The 19,394-nt window shown below is 57.6% G+C and carries 14 protein-coding genes; 11 read left to right on the top strand and 3 right to left on the bottom strand.

Translation table 11 applies throughout. The features are described from left to right. The first annotated feature begins 3 nt into the window (after window positions 1-3). The 7 genes from HRR99_RS13325 (at window position 4) to HRR99_RS13355 (ending at window position 10,644) form a co-directional block, all read left to right on the top strand. Complete coding sequence (locus HRR99_RS13325) at window positions 4-912, top strand: amino acid--[acyl-carrier-protein] ligase (protein ID WP_112499100.1); 909 nt, start codon at window positions 4-6, stop codon at window positions 910-912. Window positions 913-919: 7 nt separating this feature from the next. Then, window positions 920-1,906, top strand: a complete 987-nt coding sequence (locus HRR99_RS13330; RefSeq protein WP_233122065.1) for a DUF1839 family protein — start codon at window positions 920-922, stop codon at window positions 1,904-1,906. Beyond that, window positions 1,903-4,368 carry a glycoside hydrolase family 2 protein gene (locus HRR99_RS13335; RefSeq protein WP_233122066.1) on the top strand — a complete coding sequence of 822 codons (2,466 nt, stop codon included), beginning with the start codon at window positions 1,903-1,905 and terminating at the stop codon, window positions 4,366-4,368. The genes HRR99_RS13330 and HRR99_RS13335 overlap by 4 nt, the downstream gene beginning before the upstream one ends. 199 nt (window positions 4,369-4,567) lie before the next feature. Next, window positions 4,568-7,285: an ABC transporter ATP-binding protein gene (locus tag HRR99_RS13340; protein ID WP_233122067.1), complete on the top strand. Its 2,718-nt coding sequence runs from the start codon at window positions 4,568-4,570 to the stop codon at window positions 7,283-7,285. A 41-nt stretch (window positions 7,286-7,326) separates the two neighbouring features. Then, window positions 7,327-7,782: a cyclic nucleotide-binding domain-containing protein gene (locus HRR99_RS13345; RefSeq protein ID WP_111840386.1), complete on the top strand. Its 456-nt coding sequence runs from the start codon at window positions 7,327-7,329 to the stop codon at window positions 7,780-7,782. Between the two features lie 192 nt (window positions 7,783-7,974). After that, window positions 7,975-8,835, top strand: coding sequence for an MBL fold metallo-hydrolase (locus HRR99_RS13350; protein ID WP_233122068.1), 861 nt, complete (start codon window positions 7,975-7,977; stop codon window positions 8,833-8,835). A gap of 150 nt (window positions 8,836-8,985) precedes the next feature. Further along, window positions 8,986-10,644: an adenylate/guanylate cyclase domain-containing protein gene (locus tag HRR99_RS13355; RefSeq protein WP_233122069.1), complete on the top strand. Its 1,659-nt coding sequence runs from the start codon at window positions 8,986-8,988 to the stop codon at window positions 10,642-10,644. A 5-nt stretch (window positions 10,645-10,649) separates the two neighbouring features. On the opposite strand, the gene HRR99_RS13360 is transcribed toward HRR99_RS13355, so the two are convergent. After that, entirely contained in the window at window positions 10,650-11,132 is a 483-nt protein-coding gene (locus HRR99_RS13360; protein WP_233122070.1) for a class I SAM-dependent methyltransferase, read from the bottom strand. Window positions 11,133-11,148: 16 nt separating this feature from the next. Then, window positions 11,149-12,489: a nucleotide sugar dehydrogenase gene (locus tag HRR99_RS13365; RefSeq protein ID WP_338422819.1), complete on the bottom strand. Its 1,341-nt coding sequence runs from the start codon at window positions 12,487-12,489 to the stop codon at window positions 11,149-11,151. A 123-nt stretch (window positions 12,490-12,612) separates the two neighbouring features. Between HRR99_RS13365 and HRR99_RS13370 the strand changes: the two genes are divergently transcribed. Next, complete coding sequence (locus HRR99_RS13370) at window positions 12,613-13,710, top strand: glycosyltransferase family 4 protein (protein ID WP_233122072.1); 1,098 nt, start codon at window positions 12,613-12,615, stop codon at window positions 13,708-13,710. After that, the gene (locus HRR99_RS13375; protein WP_233122073.1) at window positions 13,707-14,450 is read left to right on the top strand and encodes a polysaccharide deacetylase family protein; all 744 of its coding nucleotides are present in this window, start codon (window positions 13,707-13,709) and stop codon (window positions 14,448-14,450) included. The genes HRR99_RS13370 and HRR99_RS13375 overlap by 4 nt, the downstream gene beginning before the upstream one ends. Here the strand turns inward: HRR99_RS13375 and HRR99_RS13380 are convergent. Beyond that, window positions 14,442-15,404, bottom strand: a complete 963-nt coding sequence (locus tag HRR99_RS13380; protein ID WP_233122074.1) for a glycosyltransferase family 32 protein — start codon at window positions 15,402-15,404, stop codon at window positions 14,442-14,444. The genes HRR99_RS13375 and HRR99_RS13380 overlap by 9 nt on opposite strands. A gap of 199 nt (window positions 15,405-15,603) precedes the next feature. Here HRR99_RS13380 and HRR99_RS13385 point away from each other — a divergent pair, with 199 nt between their 5' ends. After that, window positions 15,604-17,496, top strand: coding sequence for an ABC transporter ATP-binding protein (locus HRR99_RS13385; protein ID WP_233122075.1), 1,893 nt, complete (start codon window positions 15,604-15,606; stop codon window positions 17,494-17,496). Then, window positions 17,493-19,394, top strand: a complete 1,902-nt coding sequence (locus HRR99_RS13390; RefSeq protein ID WP_233122076.1) for an ABC transporter substrate-binding protein — start codon at window positions 17,493-17,495, stop codon at window positions 19,392-19,394. Before HRR99_RS13385 ends, HRR99_RS13390 begins: the two co-directional genes overlap by 4 nt.

Consider the following 19,394-nt stretch of genomic DNA (forward strand, 5'->3'; position numbering starts at 1 on the left):
ACCATGGACATGCAACCTTCCTTTCTTGATCGCCTGTTCGACAAGGGGCTGCTGATAGACACCGGCGTGGATGGTCTCTATGGCCGCAGCGGCCAGTTCGAGGACGTCATCGTGGCTTTCGAGCGACTGATCGACACCGTCGGTGGCCCCGACAAGGCCGAAGCCATTCGCTTTCCGCCCGGCATCAATCGCGCCTATTTCGAAAAAAGCGGATACATGAAAAGCTTCCCGCAGCTTGCAGGAACGGTGCATTCCTTCTGCGGCTGTGAACTGGACCATATCAGCCTCATCAAGAGCATGGATGAAGGCACGGACTGGACGAAAGACCAGAAGATCACGGATATCGTGCTGACGCCTGCCGCCTGTTACCCGCTGTATCCGACAATCGCAAAGCGCGGAAATCTGCCCGCCACCGGTGGCCTCTACGATATTCAATCCTACTGCTTCCGCCATGAACCATCGAAAGATCCCGCCCGGCAGCAGCTTTTCCGCATGCGCGAATATGTGCGCATGGGCACGGAAAGCGACGTGACAGAGTTCCGTCAGCTCTGGATGGATCGCGGCGTCGAGATGATGGAAAAAATCGGCCTCGACGTGAAGATCGATATCGCGAACGATCCCTTCTTCGGGCGTGCGGGCAAGATGCTAGTCAACAACCAGCGCGACCAGAACCTGAAATTCGAACTGCTGATCCCGGTGACTTCCGACACCAACCTGACGGCCTGCATGAGCTTTAACTACCATCAGGATTCGTTCGGCACGAAATGGGGCCTGAACCTCGACGATGGCGCGGTTGCGCACACCGCCTGCGTCGGCTTCGGGCTCGAGCGAATCGCGCTGGCGCTGTTTGCCAAACACGGGCTGGATGTGGATCAATGGCCGCAAGCGGTTCGCGAAACGCTCTGGGGTTGAGGCTTGCATGACGGCAGTATTCCCGGCCTTGAGCGATGACACCTATGTTCCGCATCCGCTGCATTCATCTGAGCGGATGTGGCCGGAAACAAATTGCTATGTCGATCTGTGGATCGAGCTTCTGTCGTCGAGCGGACTTCCACCGGAAGCCATGCTCGGCTTCACGCTGACACAGGATTTCGAGGGCGATCAGTTCACCTTTTTCAAGGTGCCGCTGGAAGACCTCGAAGCGCTCTACGGCATTCGCGTCACCGAACTTGCGATCTTCGACAGGCTGGAAAGCCACATTGCGACCCAGTTGCAGCGTGGCCGCATCTGCCTGATCGAGATGGACAGCTTCTACATGCCCGACACGCACGGCACCGCCTACCGTAGGGAACACGGCAAAACGACGGTTGCGATCAACCGGATGGATGTGGAAAACCGCAGACTGGAATATTTCCACAATGGCGGCTACTTCGCGCTTTATGGAGACGACTTCTCCGGCATTTTTCAGCACCATCTTGGGGATGCCGACCTGCCTTTCCTTCCCTATACCGAGTTTGCGAAATTTCCAGAGACGCCCTCGAAGGAGCCTGATATCCGCAAGGTGGCGGAAGGCCTGCTCTCTGTCCATTTCGCACGTCGCCCCAAACACAATCCCATCCGTGCTTTCGCTGATGTCTTCCCGGCACAGGTCGCGCAGGTTGCCGACCGGCCCTTCGACTATTTTCACAAATACGCCTTCAACACGTTGCGCCAGTTCGGTGCTAATTTCGAGTTGTCCGCCAGCCATCTGGAATGGCTGGGTGGCGAAAGCCGCTTCGCCGATGCAGGGCTGCATGCTCTTCGCATATCGGAAGTCGCCAAAACCGTGCAGTTCCAGCTCGCCCGCGCTGTTGCTCGCCGAAAATTCGATACGCTCGTTACAGCGCTTGATCCCGCCATCGCAGCCTGGGACGCCATGATGGGCGCGTTGGAAACAACTCTTGCTAAGTCGAGTGAGGCGGCGTGACTGCGCCGTCCGGCATTCTCCTGAAGCAGGGACAATGTCTCAGCGAAGGCTGGACGCTGACCCTCACGGAGGCGGATGCTAGCCAGACGCCTGCAGACATACCGCTCGACGCGGAAGAGATGACGGCCCCGGTTCCCGGCACTGTCGCGCAGGCACTGGAAGCGCTTGGTCGGTTCGATCGCCACAATCCGCACCCGCTCAACGGACATGACGCATGGTACCGATTGACACTGGTGTCCGACCAGACTGGCCCCGCCATTCTGCGTTTTCACGGGCTGGCAACGGTGGCAGAAATATTTCTGAACGGTCAGCTCGTCGCCAACGTTACCAGCATGTTCGAAGCGCTGGATGTGCCCTTCGATCTGACCGGTGTCGATGAGCTCGCGCTGTGCTTCAGGGCCCTTGCCCCGCGTCTGGAAAGAACCGGCCCGCGTGCGCGCTGGCGTCCGCAGATGATGAACTCTCAAGGATTACGGCTGATCAGGACGACGGCATTGGGCTACATGCCGGGCTGGTGCCCGGAAATCCATGCTGCTGGCCCCTGGCGCGGGATCAGTCTGCTGACGAAGCCCGTTTTTGAGGTACTCTCGTTCCACTGCGAACTGGACGGTGACGGAACGGGCCGGATTCAGCTTAGCCTTCGTGCAGAAAATGAGAACTCGCGTGTCAGCATCACGTGCAACGGCGTCTCGGCAACGTTGGAGCACCGCGGAGAAAATGTCTTCGAGGGCAGCTTGGCGCTTCCCGATATCGAGCCATGGTGGCCTGCGACCCATGGCAAGCCTGCGCTGTTTAACGTCTACATCGACATAGACGGGCAGAGCCATTGCCTCGGCAAGACAGGGTTTCGCCGGATCGAGATCGACAAGGGTCGTGACGGCAGAGGTTTCGGCCTGAGGATCAACGGCCAATCCGTCTTTTGCCGCGGCGCCGTCTGGACGAACGCCGACATCGTCCGCCTGCCGGGCAACCGGGCAGACTACGAACCGTGGCTGCGCCTTGCCGCCGAGGCGGGCATGAACATGATTCGCATCGGTGGAACCATGACCTATGAGACGCCCGAGTTTTTCGCGCTCTGCGACGAACTCGGCATCATGGTCTGGCAAGACATGATGCTGGCCAATTTCGATTATCCGGCTAAGGATGAGGCGTTTCTCGCACATATCGAGACCGAGATAACGCAACTTCTGAAAGCGACAAGCCTATCGCCTTCGCTTGCCGTGCTGTGCGGCGGCAGCGAGATGTATCAGCAAGGGACGATGCTGGGGCTGTCAGAGCAATTCTGGAAAGGCCCGCTGACGGAAGAGATACTGCCGGCACACGTCAAGCGGCTGCGCCCTGATATCGCCTATGTCCCGAACTCCCCTTTCGGTGGCGCACTGCCGTTCTTTCCAAACGCGGATGTCGGCCATTACTACGGTGTCGGCGCCTATTGCAGACCGCTGGATGATGCAAGGCGGGCAGACGTGCGCTTTGCCGCTGAGTGTCTGGCTTTTTCCAATGTGCCGCAGCAACGCACCCTGGAAAAGCACTTGCCCGCAAAGCCGGTTCACGACCCCAGATGGAAGGCGCGTGTCCCGAGAGACCGGGGCGCTTCCTGGGATTTCGAGGACGTCAGAGACCACTATATCAAGCTGCTCTACGAGCTCGATCCTGCCGTTCTTCGACGGGAAAACGCAGATCGCTATCTTGATCTCTCACGAGCGGTAACCGCAGAAGTCATTGACGCCGCATTTGCAGAATGGAGGCGTTCCGGGTCCAGTTGCCAGGGTGCTCTGGTCTGGACATTGCAGGATTTGCTGCCGGGTGCCGGCTGGGGCCTGATCGATTCGATCGGCGAGCCGAAGTCGGCATGGTACGGTTTGAAACGGGCGTGTCGCGCCCTACAGATCAGCCTAATAGATGAGGGCACGAATGGCCTCGATATCCATGTCATCAATGAGGGACCGGAACCTGTTGACGTGGACGTCGAGATCGTCTGTCTGCGGGACGGTAATCAGCCTGTCGTTTCTGGCAAACGCGCGCTGACACTTGCATCCCGCGACAACCTCGCTATCCCCGCGACCGATCTGTTCGGCGCGTTTTTCGACACGACCTACGCCTATCGCTTCGGCCCGCCCTCCCATGACGTGACATTGGCGACACTCCGTGACCGGATATCGGGCACGTTGCTGGCGGAGGCTTTTCACTTTCCAATCGGGCGCAAAGCGGCGCAGCATGCAGCCACACTTCAGGCCACACCTTCGCAACATGGTGAACGCTGGTTTCTCAACGTGACGGCTGACCGGTTTGCCCAATCCGTGCATATCAGCGTCGATGGTTTTCGCCCTGCCGACGACTGGTTTCATCTGACGGCTGGCGAAGGGCGAAATATCGAGTTACTGCCATTGAGCCCATTGCGGACCGAAAAGCCCCATGGCGAAATTCGCGCGCTCGGCAGCGCCCATGTATTTCGTTTTTAAGGAATTGCGCTATAACGCGTTGTTCGTAATACCAGCGACGACAGGGGCCGCGCCTGTGGCAGCGCCCTATCCCGCCCCTAGTCTGTAAAATACGCATATCATTCATTTTCGACAGGACAATCGCCGCCATTCCCCAGCGGCTTTGACGCCATCGAAAACATCAATTACCTTCCAGTCCGGCAAGGCGCAGAAATCCTACATGGAAAAAAGTTTAACCCGCTATATCTGGAACCACACGCGGCGGCAGCAGCTTTTCATTCTGCTGATCGTGGCGCTGTCGATGATCCCGTATTTCCTGGCTTTCGACCTGCCCAAACAGATCGTCAACGGGCCGATACAGGGTGATGGTTTCGAGGGCGTCAACTCTACCCAGCTCTTCATGCATCTGACGCTCGATCTACCCTATATGGGCGCGATCACGCTGTTTCCGGGTATCGAGCTGACCCGTCTCGGCATGTTGATGGGTCTGAGCCTGACGTTTTTAGCACTCGTCATCATCAACGGCCTCTTCAAATATTACATCAACACCTACAAGGGCCGCCTTGGCGAACGCCTGCTGCGCCGCATTCGTTTTCAGCTGATCGACCGTATTCTTCTGTTCCCCCCGTCTCATTTCAAGCGGGTGAAGGGGGCGGAAATATCCAGCATGATCAAGGACGAGGTGGAGCCCCTCGGCGGCTTTACCGGCGATGCTTTCGTTCAGCCTGCGCTTCTGGGCGGACAGGCGCTGTCGGCACTGTTCTTCATTATCGTACAGAATTTCTGGCTCGGCCTCATCGCCGCTTTCATGGCGGCCATTCAGGTCGGCATCATTCCCAAGATGCGCCGTCGGCTGATCGAACTCGGCAGACAACGCCAGCTCAGCGCCCGCCAACTGGCGGGACGTATCGGGGAAATGGTCGATGGCATTGGCACGATCCATGCCTATGATACCTCCAATTACGAGCGAGCCGATGCTGCCCACCGTCTCGGCGAAATCTTCAAGATTCGCTACGACCTTTACCAGTGGAAGTTCATCGTCAAGTTCATCAATAACTTTCTGGCGCAGCTGACACCCTTCTTCTTCTACGCGCTGGGCGGCTACCTGACGCTGCGCGGCAGCCTCGATGTCGGTCAGCTGGTAGCGGTCATCAACGCCTATAAGGAACTTCCCGGCCCGCTGAAGGAACTGATCGACTGGGATCAGGCCCGTCAGGACGTTCAGGTCAAGTATGAGCAGGTGTTCGAACAGTTCGATTCACCGACCATGATCGACGGCAAAATCCAGGCACTGTCGCCGGAAGCGGCTGCGGCCATCACCGGACCGCTGGTCATCGCCGGACTGTCGCTCGATGACGATAGCGGCACGCGCCTGCTGGATCAGGCATCCCTGACGATCAATCCGGGTGAAACCATTGCCATCGTCGGCGGCTCCGGTGCAGAAGCCCTGGCGGATGCGCTGGGCAGAACGCTCTGGCCGACATCCGGCAAGATTACATTCGGCGATGCCGACTTGCACGAACTGCCCGAATCCGTGACGGGGCGGCGCATTTCCTATGTGTCTGCCGATACGTATTTCTTCCATGCAAGCCTGAGGGAAAACCTTGTCTATGGCCTGAAACACGCGCCCTTGAAAGCAAGAGATTACGAGGGCGCGGAGCTGGAGCATCGGAAATGGGAGATACGCGAAGCGAAACTGGCGGAAAATCCTGACATCGATATCAACAGTGACTGGATCGATTATCAGTCCAGTCCGGCTGGCAGTGATGACGAAGAGCAGTTCCTGAAAGCCATGCTCTCGGTTCTCGATACGGTTCAGCTATCGCCGGATATTCTCGAATTCGCCTTGCGCTCTTCCATCGATCCGCTGACCGACCTGCATCTGGCCGCCCGTATCGTTGAGCTGCGACAAGCCCTGCGCGCCGAACTGGAACAGGAAAATCTGAGCGGCCTCATCGTGCCCTTCGAGCCCAGCAGCTACAACGCCGAGGCGACGGTTGGCGAAAACATCATGTTCGGCACCTTACGCAACGGGTCTGCCTCAAGCCGGCAGATCATCGACAGCGACTATTTCCGCTCGCTGATGCGCGGCAGCGGCCTGTCGGAAACGCTGTTCGACATGGGCTACACGATTGCGGAAAACGTCGTTGAAATCTTCAGCGACCTGCCATCGGATCACCCGTTCTTCCAGCAACTGACCTTCATGAACGCGGACGACATTCCCGGCTATCAGCAGATGCTGCAACGCCTCCAGGGCAAGAGTTACTCGGAAGCGACAGAGACCGAACGGCGCGCCATGCTGCGACTGGCTTTCTTCTACATCGAACCACGCCAGCGTTTCGGCCTGTTGACGCAGGAGGTGATGGACAAGATCATCGAAGTCCGTCACATGTTCCACCAGAACCTGCCGGACGATCTGCGCAGCTGGATCGAGCCCTACGATCCCGAACGCTACGCGACATCGACCAGCCTTCTGGACAATATTCTCTTCGGCAAGATCAGCCATCGTTATGCGGATGCATCGCGCCGCATCACCAAGATCGTGGCCGACGCCATGAAGAAGCAGGGCCTTTACGAGAAAGTGCTGGCCGTTGGTCTGGAATTCAACCTCGGAGCGGGCGGCAAGCGGCTGGGACCATTGCAACGCCAGAAGCTCAATCTGGCACGCGCTCTGATCAGAAAATCGGATTATTACGTGCTGAACCGACCGCTGCCCGGTCTCGACCATCGTCTCCAGCAGGAAATCGTCGATAACGTCATCGCTTTCCTCAGAACCGATGGCGCTAACCCGGCAGTGCTGTGGGTTCTGTCCAATCCGTCGCTGGCGAAAATGTTCGACCGGGTGATCGTGGTCAATCACGCAACGGTTGTCGCAGATGGAACATACGAGACTCTTGTGGAAGAAAACGGTACATTCAAGGAAATGATCGCCGCCTGAGTGGTTTAGCGGTCAAACAGGAACACGAACAGGACAAGGCGATGCTTTTCAAAGACGAAATTCAGATGCTGAAGCGCGTTCCCTTCTTCAGCGGGATGGAACCATCGAAGCTCAAGCTTCTTGCTTTTGCATCCGACCGGGTTTCCTACCACGCGGGAGACGAGCTTTTCCGCCAGGGCGATCTGGGCGACGCGGCCTATGTGTTGCTGACGGGCAAGGTGGATGTCCTGATCGATTCCCCCTCCGGCCAGATCAAGCTGACTGAAATGAGCGGCAATGCCATCGTCGGAGAAATCGCTATCCTTTGCGACAGCGTCAGAACGGCGACCGTGCGCGCTTCCACTTCGGTAGAGGCACTGCGCATCGGCAAGGAACAGTTCTTCAAGCTGATGTCCGACTTCCCCGACGTAACGATCAAGGTGATGCGCGTTCTGGCCGAGCGTCTGACACAGACGACAACCGAACTCAGCAAAGCGCGATCCGGTTCGAATGTTTAGTTGGAACAGCGTTCTGCAGCACTGCTTTTGAAAAGAAAAATAAAAGTGGTGCTTCTGTAATAAAACTGAAATGCTGAGTGGACTAAAGGCGGAGGCGAATATGTCCTCCGGGAATTTGGGGCAAGGACAAGAAAGATAACACGACACCTACCGGAGGATAGTTCGGGTGTACGTGGTAAATTGGGGTGTGTCATGGCGTTGCATTCCGACGATTTCAGTCGGGACGAAAAACAGGAATTTCGGGTTAAGATTTGGGGAGCACGGGGGACGCTTCCCGTCTCGGGAGACAAGTTCCGAAAGTACGGCGGCAACACGATCTGCATCGAAGTGAGATGCGGAAAACACGTCTTGCTGTTCGATGCAGGATCGGGCCTGTTACCCGCCGGTCAGGCCTTGAAGGCCGAGGGCATCGGCGACGTCAATATGTTTTTTTCCCACTGCCATTACGACCACATTGTCGGCTTTCCCTATTTCAAGCCATTCTTCAATCGCGAAAATGACGTGCGCATCTGGTCCGGCCATCTCGCAGGGCAGAAGACGACGCGCGAGATGCTGAACGAATTCATGAGCCCACCGTGGTTCCCCGCTCCTCTCGACATTTGCTGCGCCCAGATCGTCACCAAGGATTTCAAGGCTGGCGACGTGCTCGCTGTTCATCCCGATCTCGATATCACCACTGGCATGCTGAACCATCCCGGCAATGCCATCGGTTATCGCATCGACTGGCAGGGTCGCAGTTTCGCAATCATTACCGACACCGAACATGAAAATGGCAAGCTCGACAAATCCGTTTTGAAGCTGATCGATAATGTCGACTTGTTTCTCTACGATGCGAGCTTCACCGATGCGGAGATGGAAACCTATCGGGGCTATGGCCACTCCTCATGGCAGCAGGCCGTTCTTTTGGCAAAGCAGGCCAATGCAAAGAGCGTCGGCCTGATCCATCACGCGCCATTTCGCACCGATGACGAGCTCGATGTCATCGAGGCAGACGCCCGCAAGGAATTCGACGGTGTCTTTGCCGCCCGTGATGGCCAGACGATAGAGCTGTAAGCGCCAAGCCTCACGAATGCCGATGACGTGATCCTTGATCTCTTCTGCTTTTCGCAGCATTGACGTATAGCCATGAAAGGCAATTGGCGGGGCCGTCTCCCCCGGTCATGCGCCCGAGGCACATAAGCGAGCCAATCGGAGACAGCAAGCATGGTGAACATCGTGTCGGAAACGTCGCTCAGACGTGCACGATTGCTGTCTGGCCTCATCATGCTGAGTTTCGTTTTTACTCATCTATCCAATCACGCTTTGGCACTGATCTCGATCGACGCGGCAGAATACGGACGCGCCTGGTTCACGCTCGTCTGGCTCAACCCGCTGAGCAGCCTTGGTCTTTACGGCTCTGTCCTGACCCATATCGCGCTGGTTTTGCGCGCGATCTATGTCCGACGCTCGCTCAAAATGCCGCTGCGCGAAGCATTGCAGATCATTATCGGCCTCGTCATTCCCTATCTGATCATCGATCACGCGAGCGGCATTCGGCTGGCGCGGATGCTCTACGATGTAGATATCGGCTACGACACCGTCATCTACAATTACTGGATACGCAATCCGATACTGGGGTTGCGTCACAGCATCGCGCTGGTTCTGATTTGGGCGCATGGTTGTCTGGGCGTGTTTTTCTGGCTGCGCTACCGCGACTGGTACAGGAAGATTTCGCCCTATCTTCTCACCATCGCCGTTCTGCTTCCCATTCTGGCCTTGCTGGGCTTCAGCGATGCAGGCCGCATTATGGAAATTAATCCGCCTCTGCCTCGTCCTGTCAGGCCCCATCAAGCTGAGATGGATGCGACAGTCGATCTGTTTACCGGCACGTTGAAAGTCATCTTTGGCAGCTCCATTCTGCTGATGTTTGCCTTGCGCGGCGCACGCAGCTGGCGGCAGAGATCGAGCTCGTTCGAAATCCGCTATGATCACGGAGCGCTGGTCCGCGCACCCGCTGGGCTGAGCATACTCGAAGCCAGCCGGTTTGGTGATGTCTCGCATTTTTCCGCCTGTGGCGGAAAAGGACGCTGCTCCACGTGTCGCGTGCGCATCGTTGGAACAGATGGTCCGTTGCCGGAGCCGTCCACGATGGAAAGAGCCACCCTCCAGCGTATCCACGCCGATTCTGACGTTCGCCTCGGCTGCCAGTTACGGCCCAAATATAATCTTCGCGTGGCTTTGCTGCTGGCCTCCAAGCAACAAAGCGACATTCCGGCCAGCGGCGAAACCATTCGTCCAGGTCGTGAAGAGGAGATCGCAGTCATGTTCTGTGATTTGCGTAGTTTTACGGCGCTGTCCGAAGCACGGCTGCCCTATGACATGGTGTTTCTGCTCAACCGCTATTTCACCGTTGTCGGTCAGGCGGTCGAGCAGGCTGGTGGCAGACTGGACAAATTCATCGGTGATGGCGCGATGGCCTTGTTCGGGCTGGATGGCAACGGCAGCACGGCGAGCCGAGATGCGCTGAAAGCGGCGGCTCTTATCTTGCGCAACATAGAGACGTTGAATGAGGAACTGGAAAAGCAGTTTGCCGTCAAACTGCACGTCGTCGTCGGCATTCACGCGGGGCCATCCATCGTCGGCGTCATGGGCTATGGCGCAGCGAAGACGCTGACGGCTATTGGCGATACTGTCAATGTGGCGAGCAGGCTGGAAAGTGCCGCCAAGGAATTCGGCACTGATATCGTGGTGTCGGAACCGGTGCTGGCACAATCCGGCCACGACGCCGCACTCTTACAAAGCAGGACCATCCCCATCCGCGGCAAGAGCTCGCAGATGAAGGTCTTCCTGATTTCACGAGCAGAAAGCCAGCTGTTTTTATAGTCGGCCTAGACCTTGCGGTAGAGAAAATACCGGTCTTCCGGCACCGAGGCCGGGACAGGAATGGGGTTCAGGCTGTTCTCTTCCAACGGAAGCCCCGAGACGGCCACCCCACCCTTGGCAAGCATTCCCGCGACGAGTTGAGGCAGCCATGTCAATGTCACCGCATCCTTTTCCGGGTACCCCGTGCCGATATCCGCATGCACCAGCGATGCCTCGCCCCCGAGATAGTCCTGCGCTGTCTCTGCGATCTCGCCAATGACAAGATCCTTTTCATCCGGCACGGAGGACGCGTGGGCGCCCATGGCCCGGTCGAAAGCCACGATGCGGCGGTCCGGGAACAGCTCGCGAAGATGGTTGAAGGTGCGCCCGTTGCCAAGCCCGATCTCCATCACCGCACCTTGCGCTGGTAGATCGAGATCGGCGTGCACGTGGTTGAGGATATCACGCTGCGCCGTCAGGCGGCGAATGAAGCTGTCCAGTCTGCTCATCTGTCGAATACTTCCGTCAGGCTTTGATGATGTGGCTTGCGACGATGCCGCGTCGGGCAAAGGCGTTGCGCGTATCGATGATCAAGGGTGCCCATTCGCTGAGGCTTTGGTAGTCGATGTCGTCGTGATCGGTTGCGATGAGAACGGCATCGAAAGCGCCAATCGTCTGTGCGTCCCAGGTCACGGACTTCATGCCCAAGAGATCGCCATACTCACGCGTCTTTGGAATCTCCGAAACGTAGGAATCATAGTAGGACGGCTGGCCGCTGCGTTCCTTGATGAGTTCGATCAGCTTCAGCGACGGGCTTTCTCTGATATCAGGGACGTTCTTCTTGTAGGCGAGGCCAACGATCAGGACCTTCGAGCGGCTCAATGCCTTGCCGCGATGGATATCGAGCGCCTCTGCCAGCCGACCGACGATATGGCGCGGCATGCCAGTATTGATCTGCCCGGCAAGCTCTATGAAGCGCGTCGGCAGTTCATATTCGCGGGATTTCCACGTGAGATAAAAGGGATCGATCGGGATGCAGTGGCCGCCAAGGCCCGGGCCCGGATAAAACGGCATGAAACCGAACGGCTTGGTTTTTGCCGCATCGATCACCTCCCAAATATCGATGCCCATCGCTTCATAGACGACCTTCAACTCGTTGACGAGCGCGATGTTGACGGCCCGAAAGACGTTTTCGGTGATTTTCACGGCCTCTGCCGTTGCGTTCGTGGACACAGGTACAACTGTCTTGACGACTGCGCCATAAAAGGCCGCCATCAACTGGCCCGCATCCTCACCGTCGCCCGCCACCACTTTCGGAATGGTCGAAGTCTGGAAATCACGATTGCCGGGGTCTTCCCGTTCTGGAGAAAAGCCGAGGAAGAAATCCGTAGCGGACCGGAGCCCGGTCTTTTCGAGAATGGATTTGACGATACCATCCGTGGTGCCGGGATAGGTGGTCGATTCGAGAACGATCAATTGCCCAGGGCGCAACGTGGCGGCGATTTCCCGGCAGGTGTTTTCGACATAGGACAGATCGGGATCGCGGTATTTCGTCAGCGGCGTCGGCACGCAGATCGCGATCACATCGCATTCGCCAAGCTTTGCGAAGTCGCAGGTCGCGGTGAACAGGCCGTCAGCGCGCGCGCCGTTCAAAACATCGTGTGAAACGGCCTCGATGTAGCTTTCGCCCGCATCGATGGCTGTGATCTTGCCCGGATCGATATCGAAACCCACGACCTCGAAGCCGGAACGGGCGATGGTCATGGCAAGCGGCAGGCCGACATAGCCGAGGCCGATAACACCGGCCTTCGCCTTTTTAGATTGGATCAGATCAAGAAGTTGCTGTGCGTTTGAAGAGGAAGTCAAAGCTGATTGCGCTCCGCGCATGAAAAACATGCCCTTCAGTTGGGCGAGAACCAACACAGTGTCAAGGTTGACGCGGCCAAATTCCCATTGACGAGACGCGCAGTCGCACCGCACAACACGACGATGAAAATCGCATTCTATGCACCGCTGAAATCGCCACATCATCCGGTGCCATCCGGCGACCGTTTGATGTCACGCCTTCTGATCAAAGCGATGCAGCTTTGCGGACATGAGGTAACTGTCGTCTCGGAGTTGCGCAGTTTTCTGCGCGAGCCCGACGGAGATGCAAATACCTCATTGCGGGTGACAGCCAGTGCTGAGAAAGAGCGCATCATCGCCGATTGGCGAGCGAATGGCAGGCCGGATATCTGGTTTTGCTACCACCCCTATTACAAAGCGCGGGACCTTCTGGGACCGGATCTGTGCAGGCGCTTCGAATTGCCCTATGTTACCGCAGAGGCGTCCTATTCCGCGAGACGCAACGCGTCGGGCTGGTCTGAGACACAGGCAGAGCTCCTCGACGATCTGCGTTTTGCCGCTGTGAATATCTGTTTCACACGCCGGGACCGCGATGGGCTCATCCACGCGGATCCAAACCTCGCATGCACCATGCTCCCTCCCTTCATCGACGCCTCCAGATTCGTCACAACGGCTCCAAACCCGACGGACAACCACCTCGTCACGGTGGCGATGATGCGTTCCGGTGACAAGTTCAGCAGCTATCAGGCGCTAGCCAGCGCGCTTGCTCTTGTGCCAAAGAATTTTACCTGGACGCTTAATATCATAGGCGATGGCCCGGAGCGCGACGCGGTGCAGCGTCTTTTCGAAACCTTCGATCCCAACCGTATCGTCTGGCATGGCGAGCAAAATCCGACCAATGTCGCAGACATTCTGTCGCGCTCATCGCTCTATGTCTGGCCCGGCCATGGCGAAGCCTATGGGCTCGCCTATCTGGAGGCGCAGGCGGCTGGCTTGCCGGTCATCGCAGAGAATATCGCGGGGGTTCCAGAGGTTGTGCGAGACGGCGAGACCGGTCTACTAACAGCATCAGGAGATATCAAAGCCTATGCCGACGCGGTTATGACACTGCTTACGCAGCATGATCTACGCCGGGACATGGCACGCAAAGCGCGCCAGTTTGCGACGGAAGAACGCTCGCTCGAAAATGCAGCAGCCACGTTGAACGGCATCCTCACAAACCTGCCGGAGCAGACATCATGACGGAAAGACTGTTGCTCGACACGCTGGATGAGTTCGCCAGCCGAGGTGTTGTCGCCGATCTTTGGCTGCGGGATGACGATGCCACGCAGCCGAGCGCAGCGCTTGACCGCCTGCTTGCCCTTTCGGCTGAATTTTCTGTTCCTATGACCCTCGCCGTCATTCCCGAGCCCACAGACATATCGCTGGCATATCGTCTAGCGCAGACCAGCGGGATCGACGTTGCGGTTCATGGCTGGGCGCATCGCAACCACGCCACCCCCGCAGAGAAAAAACGCGAACTCGGACTCCACAGGCCGCTCGACGCCGTCATGGACGATCTGCGCCTTGGATTTGACAAGCTGACCTCGCTGCATGAAGCACGCTTCGTGCCCATGCTCGTGCCACCATGGAACCGCATCGATGACGCGGTGATCGCCGAACTACCCCAAATCGGGTTTAAAGCCCTGTCGGTCTACGGTCCTGAAAAAAGCAACGTGTTCCCCCTCTTCAACACCCATGTCGATGTCATCGACTGGCGCGGGACGCGGGGTGGCAAAGACCATGACCTGCTGTTTGCCGAAACGGCGGAGCGGATGCGGGAAGCGCTGGCGACGGGCGGAATGACCGGCATCCTCACCCATCATCTTGACCACGACGAGAGCGTTTGGGCGTTTCTTCATCACCTGTTTTCACTGACCGCCGATCACCCCGGTTGCCGCTGGCGGTCTTCGCGTCAGTGGCTTGCTGGCATCTCACCATGATTTCCAGGCGATCAGCAGGCCATCGCCATTCGCATCGCCGCGTTCCCTGATCGCTTCGACTTCGCTGAGAGGAGACCTGTCGGGGACGTTGGCAGCAACGAAATCGCCGCCTGCGAGACAGACCGAACCCGCACGTGCAACGACGGTAAAGATAAGCGGACCCGTTGCCCACCAGGCCGGTGCTTTCGGCAGTCGTTCAAAGATTTCGGGAAACGCATCCAGCATGCGCTTGAAAACGGGATGGCCCGGCGGCGTTGCTATGAACGAGTTGGCCAGGAGGATGCTACCCGTTCCGGTCTGACGCGGCACATCCTCGCCAAAGGCCGTCAACCCGATCATCGGCAGGACGTCGCTAAAGCTGATATCGTCACGCGCCGGGTAAAAATCACAATCCAGATAGATACCACCGAACGCATGCAGAATGATGTAGCGCGCAACGTCGACGGCACCGGGATAATCGCCATCAGCCAGCATGCGCGCAAAAATGGGGTGAGCCAGAATCCCGGCCGCTTCAAGATCTGCCTCACGCCACAGGCGATAATCAAGACCGTGATGGGCAGCGTGGGCAGCCCAGGCAAGGGTCGATACAGGGACTTGCTTGTCTCCGATCCATATCTGATGGAGGATTTTCGGGACCGGCTCCCGGTTTCTGGCGGCGATCTCGCGCCGGTCCTCGAGCGAAAATCGGCCATAGAGTTCGAACACGTCAGGGGGCGGAACCAGCAGATATTGGTAGCCGGTTTTTGTGACCGCATCACCTTGCGTCTTGGCCAGTCGAAGATAGGCAGAGTGAAGCTTGCGCGGCAAACCGAGCGCCGTTTTCTCACCCATCAGGTGTTGCTCGCTCGCCTGCGAAAGCTGCCCGAGAATATCGCGAGCGTTCTCGAAATTCGCCTGCTCGATTGCCCGTCTGGCACGTGCCAGCATTTCGTCGAAATAGGCCTTGTCGGGCATGACAGCTCCTTAGATATTCATCACCAAGACATATCTTCGAAATAGACGTTTCCGCGCAAGTCCGACCGCTTTGGAACTTCCTGATATTTTCGATGTTTCAGGAGCATAGACAGAACTAAAGGCCTGCGATAACGTAAATTTTGATGGCCCTTAAATACATGCCACAGCAAAATAAGAAAACGGTGAGGACACCCTTGGCATGAGTTCAGGCGCCGATCTGCTTCGCATTGAAGACCTGCAGGTTTCGTTCTCTCTGATGGGCGGAAAGATCGATGCCGTCAGGAACACCAGCCTGCGTATTTTGCCAGGAAAGGTCACCGCACTCGTCGGCGAATCCGGCTCCGGCAAATCCGTCATCGGCCAAACCATCATGGGCATTCAGCCACGCACTGCGAGCGTCAAAGGCCGCGTGCTGTTTTCCGATCCCGCGCGTCCCGGCAAGGAGCCGGTGGATTTGCTGCGACTGGAACAGGACGGCAAGCCGATGCGCGCCATCCGGGGCAACCGCATCGGTCTGATTTTTCAGGAGCCGATGACATCGTTTTCCCCGCTCCACACGGTCGGCAACCAGATCGATGAAGCCTTGCGCATTCATTCGGTGCTGACGCCAAAAGAGCGGCAGGAAAAAATGGAGGAGACGCTCGACCTCGTCGGCTTCTCCAATCCGGTTAAGATTTGCACGATGTACCCGTTTGAACTGTCTGGCGGCATGCGGCAGCGCGCCATGATCGCCATGGCGCTCATCTGCCGGCCTGCCCTTCTGATTGCCGACGAGCCGACAACGGCGCTCGATGTCACCATTCAGGCGCAAATCCTCAAGCTGCTGCGTGACCTGCAAAGCCGCCTCAATATGGGCATGTTGCTCATCACCCACGATCTCGGCGTTGTCGCCAATATCGCCGATGAGGTCGCCGTGATCTATCAGGGCGAGATCATGGAAGCGGGTCCGGTGAGCGAAATTTTCCGCTCACCGTCGCACCCCTATCTCAAGGGCCTGATGGCAGCGGTTCCGCATTTCGACATGAAGCCGGGCGAGCGGTTGAAGGCTCTGCGTGAAGTCATCGTCGACAAGGAAAGCCTCATCGGCAAGAAATCGGCGACGGTCGACAAGGCACAAGGAGTTCTTCTCAGCGTCAAGAATGTCAGCAAGACCTACACCACCCGCAAATCGAGCTGGTTCACATCCGGCAAATCCAGCGCCACCAAAGCCGTGGACGGCGTAAGCTTCGATATTCTGCGCGGCGAATGTCTGGGTCTTGTGGGTGAAAGTGGAAGTGGCAAGACCACCGTCAGCAAAATTCTGATGCGGGCCGTCCGCCCGGATGAAGGCTCCATCATTTTCCACAGCCGCAATGGCGACATTGACGTTCTGGATGCGAAGAAAGACGATCTGCGCGAGTTGCGCACCAAAATCCAGATGGTGTTTCAGGACCCGATATCGTCTCTGTCGCCGCGCATGACGATCAGCAACATTCTGAGTGAGCCTCTCGAAATCCACGGTCGTGGCGACGCGAAATACCGCGCCGAGAAAGTTCGCAATCTTCTGAAGGCCATCGGTCTGGGAGAAAGCGCGCTCAACCGCTATCCGCATAGCTTCTCCGGTGGCCAGCGCCAGCGCATCGGCATTGCCAGGGCCCTGACACTGGGGCCGGAGCTGCTCATTTGCGACGAGCCGGTGTCTGCATTGGACGTATCCGTGCAGGCGCAAATCCTCAATCTGCTGAAGGATTTGCAGAAAGATCTCGGCCTGACCTATCTGTTCATATCCCACAATCTGGCCGTGGTGGATTATATGGCGGACCGCGTGGCGGTGATGTGTGAGGGCAAGATCGTGGAACTGGCACCGCGTGAGACGCTGATGCGTCATCCCGTCCATCCCTATACGAAATCCCTGCTGGCTGCCGTTCCCTTCCCTGATCTGGACAGACCGCTGGATTTCAGCACCATCGCCAAGATCAGCGCTACCGGCAAATTCGACTGGGGCAAGCAGTTCCGCGACAGTGACGACGGTGGCTTGATCACAGCCGATCTCGGCGGTGGACATCTGGTGCTGGCCAATGGAAATGTCGATGTAGCGGAGTTACGCTCGTGATCACGCGCCGCACAACCCTCGCCCTGCTGGCTTCCGTTTTCGCACCGTGGAAGGCACTCGCTGCCTATACCGATTCCGATTTCTTCAAGGACAAGCGTGACAAGGGCGATCTGCCACCGGTCAATCAAAGGCTGCCCAAAAATCCCCGCGTCATGAACATGCAAAATCTTGGGCGTCAACCGGGCAAGCACGGTGGGTCGGTCCGTATGCTGATTGGCGGTCAACGCGATATCCGGCTGATGCCGATCAACAGCTATGCCCGGCTGGTGGGTTACGACGAGCAGTTCAATTTCCAACCGGATATTCTCGAAAGCTATACGGTCGATGAGGAGCGCGTCTTCACGCTGAAACTGCGCGACGGTCACAAATGGTCCGACGGCAGCGATTTCACCACCGAAGACTTCCGATATTTCTGGGAAGACGTGGCGCTGAACCTTGAAATACACAAGGGCGGTCCGCCCATCGAGTTGCTGGTCTACAACAAGCCGCCTGTGGTCGAGGTTATCGACCGCCTGACGGTTCGCTACACTTGGGAAGGCCCCAACCCCGACTTTCTGGCGAAACTGGCAGGCGCCTCACCCGCGCGCATTTCTCTGCCCGCAGCCTATATGAAGCAGTTCCACGCCAAATATCAGACGGCGGAGAAGCTTGCGAAATTCATGAAGAAGAACAAGGTCGAGGATTGGAGCAGCCTGCACATCAAAATGTCGCGGCAGGTGCGCCCGGAAAACCCGGATCTTCCGACACTGGATGCCTGGCGCAACGTTACGGCGCCGCCAGCGGAACAGTTCATTTTCGAGCGCAACCCATATTACCACAGGGTCGATGAGAATGGGCTGCAACTGCCCTATCTGGACCGCTTCCTGCTCAACGTGACATCATCGGAAATCATCGCCGCCAAAACGGCATCGGGTGACAGCGACCTCCAGTTTATGGGGCTCGATTTCAACGACTACACCTACCTCAAGGATGCCGAAGACCGTTTTCCTTTGAAGGTGAATTTGTGGAAGCGCAGCCAGGGTTCGCGTGTCTGCCTGCTTCCCAACCTCAACTGCGGCGACGACGTCTGGCGCAACCTGTTCCGCGACGTACGCATGCGCCGCGCTTTGTCGGTGGGCATCGACCGGCATGAGATCAACATGGTCTGCTTCTATGGGCTCGCCAAGGAAAGCGCCGATACGGTTCTGCCGGAAAGCTCGCTTTTCAGACCGGAATTTGCAAAAGCCTGGGCCGATTTCAATCCTGCCATGGCGAATGCGCTGCTGGACGAGCTAGGGCTGACGAACCGCAATGAGCGGGGTGTGCGCCTGCTGCCCGATGGGCGACCTGCTCACATCATTGTCGAAACTGCGGGCGAAAGCACGCTGGAAACCGATGTGCTGGAACTGGTGACCGACCACTGGCGTAAGATCGGCATATCCCTGTCCAGCAGACCAACCCAGCGCGACGTGTTTCGCAAGCGCGCCATGGGCGGCGAGGTCATGATGTCGGTCTGGTTCGGCATGGACAATGCCGTTCCAACGCCAGATATGCTGCCGGCCGGGCTTGCACCCACGGGTGACGATCAGCTTCAATGGCCAGTGTGGGGCGTGCATTACCTCTCGGGCGGTCGAGAAGGCAAACCACCGGATCTGGCGGAAGCGAGCCAGTTGCTTGCACTTTTGAAAAAATGGCGCATTAGCGTGACCGATGAGGAACGCCGGGACATCTGGCTTGAAATGCTGTCGCTTTATTCGCAGCAGGTCTTTTCCATTGGCATCGTCAACAGCGCGCTTCAGCCAATCGTCCACACGGCGAAAATGCGCAACGTGCCGGAAAAGGGGCTCTACGGCTTCGAACCCACCTCCTATCTCGGTGTCTATATGCCAGACGCGTTCTGGTACGACGGAGACGCATGA

It is taken from the genome of Agrobacterium vaccinii, from assembly GCF_021310995.1.
In the GTDB taxonomy this organism is placed as follows: Bacteria; Pseudomonadota; Alphaproteobacteria; order Rhizobiales; family Rhizobiaceae; genus Agrobacterium; species Agrobacterium vaccinii.

Bases quoted from the DNA above. Each gene is read 5' to 3' on its own strand.
- HRR99_RS13330 (WP_233122065.1), top strand. From the start codon at position 920: ATGACGGCAGTATTCCCGGCCTTGAGCGATGACACCTATGTTCCGCAT.
- HRR99_RS13360 (WP_233122070.1), bottom strand. From the start codon at position 11,132: ATGAGCAGACTGGACAGCTTCATTCGCCGCCTGACGGCGCAGCGTGAT.
- HRR99_RS13345 (WP_111840386.1), top strand. From the start codon at position 7,327: ATGCTTTTCAAAGACGAAATTCAGATGCTGAAGCGCGTTCCCTTCTTC.
- HRR99_RS13325 (WP_112499100.1), top strand. From the start codon at position 4: ATGGACATGCAACCTTCCTTTCTTGATCGCCTGTTCGACAAGGGGCTG.
- HRR99_RS13370 (WP_233122072.1), top strand. From the start codon at position 12,613: ATGAAAATCGCATTCTATGCACCGCTGAAATCGCCACATCATCCGGTG.
- HRR99_RS13355 (WP_233122069.1), top strand. From the start codon at position 8,986: ATGGTGAACATCGTGTCGGAAACGTCGCTCAGACGTGCACGATTGCTG.
- HRR99_RS13385 (WP_233122075.1), top strand. From the start codon at position 15,604: ATGAGTTCAGGCGCCGATCTGCTTCGCATTGAAGACCTGCAGGTTTCG.
- HRR99_RS13340 (WP_233122067.1), top strand. From the start codon at position 4,568: ATGGAAAAAAGTTTAACCCGCTATATCTGGAACCACACGCGGCGGCAG.
- HRR99_RS13350 (WP_233122068.1), top strand. From the start codon at position 7,975: ATGGCGTTGCATTCCGACGATTTCAGTCGGGACGAAAAACAGGAATTT.
- HRR99_RS13375 (WP_233122073.1), top strand. From the start codon at position 13,707: ATGACGGAAAGACTGTTGCTCGACACGCTGGATGAGTTCGCCAGCCGA.
- HRR99_RS13380 (WP_233122074.1), bottom strand. From the start codon at position 15,404: ATGCCCGACAAGGCCTATTTCGACGAAATGCTGGCACGTGCCAGACGG.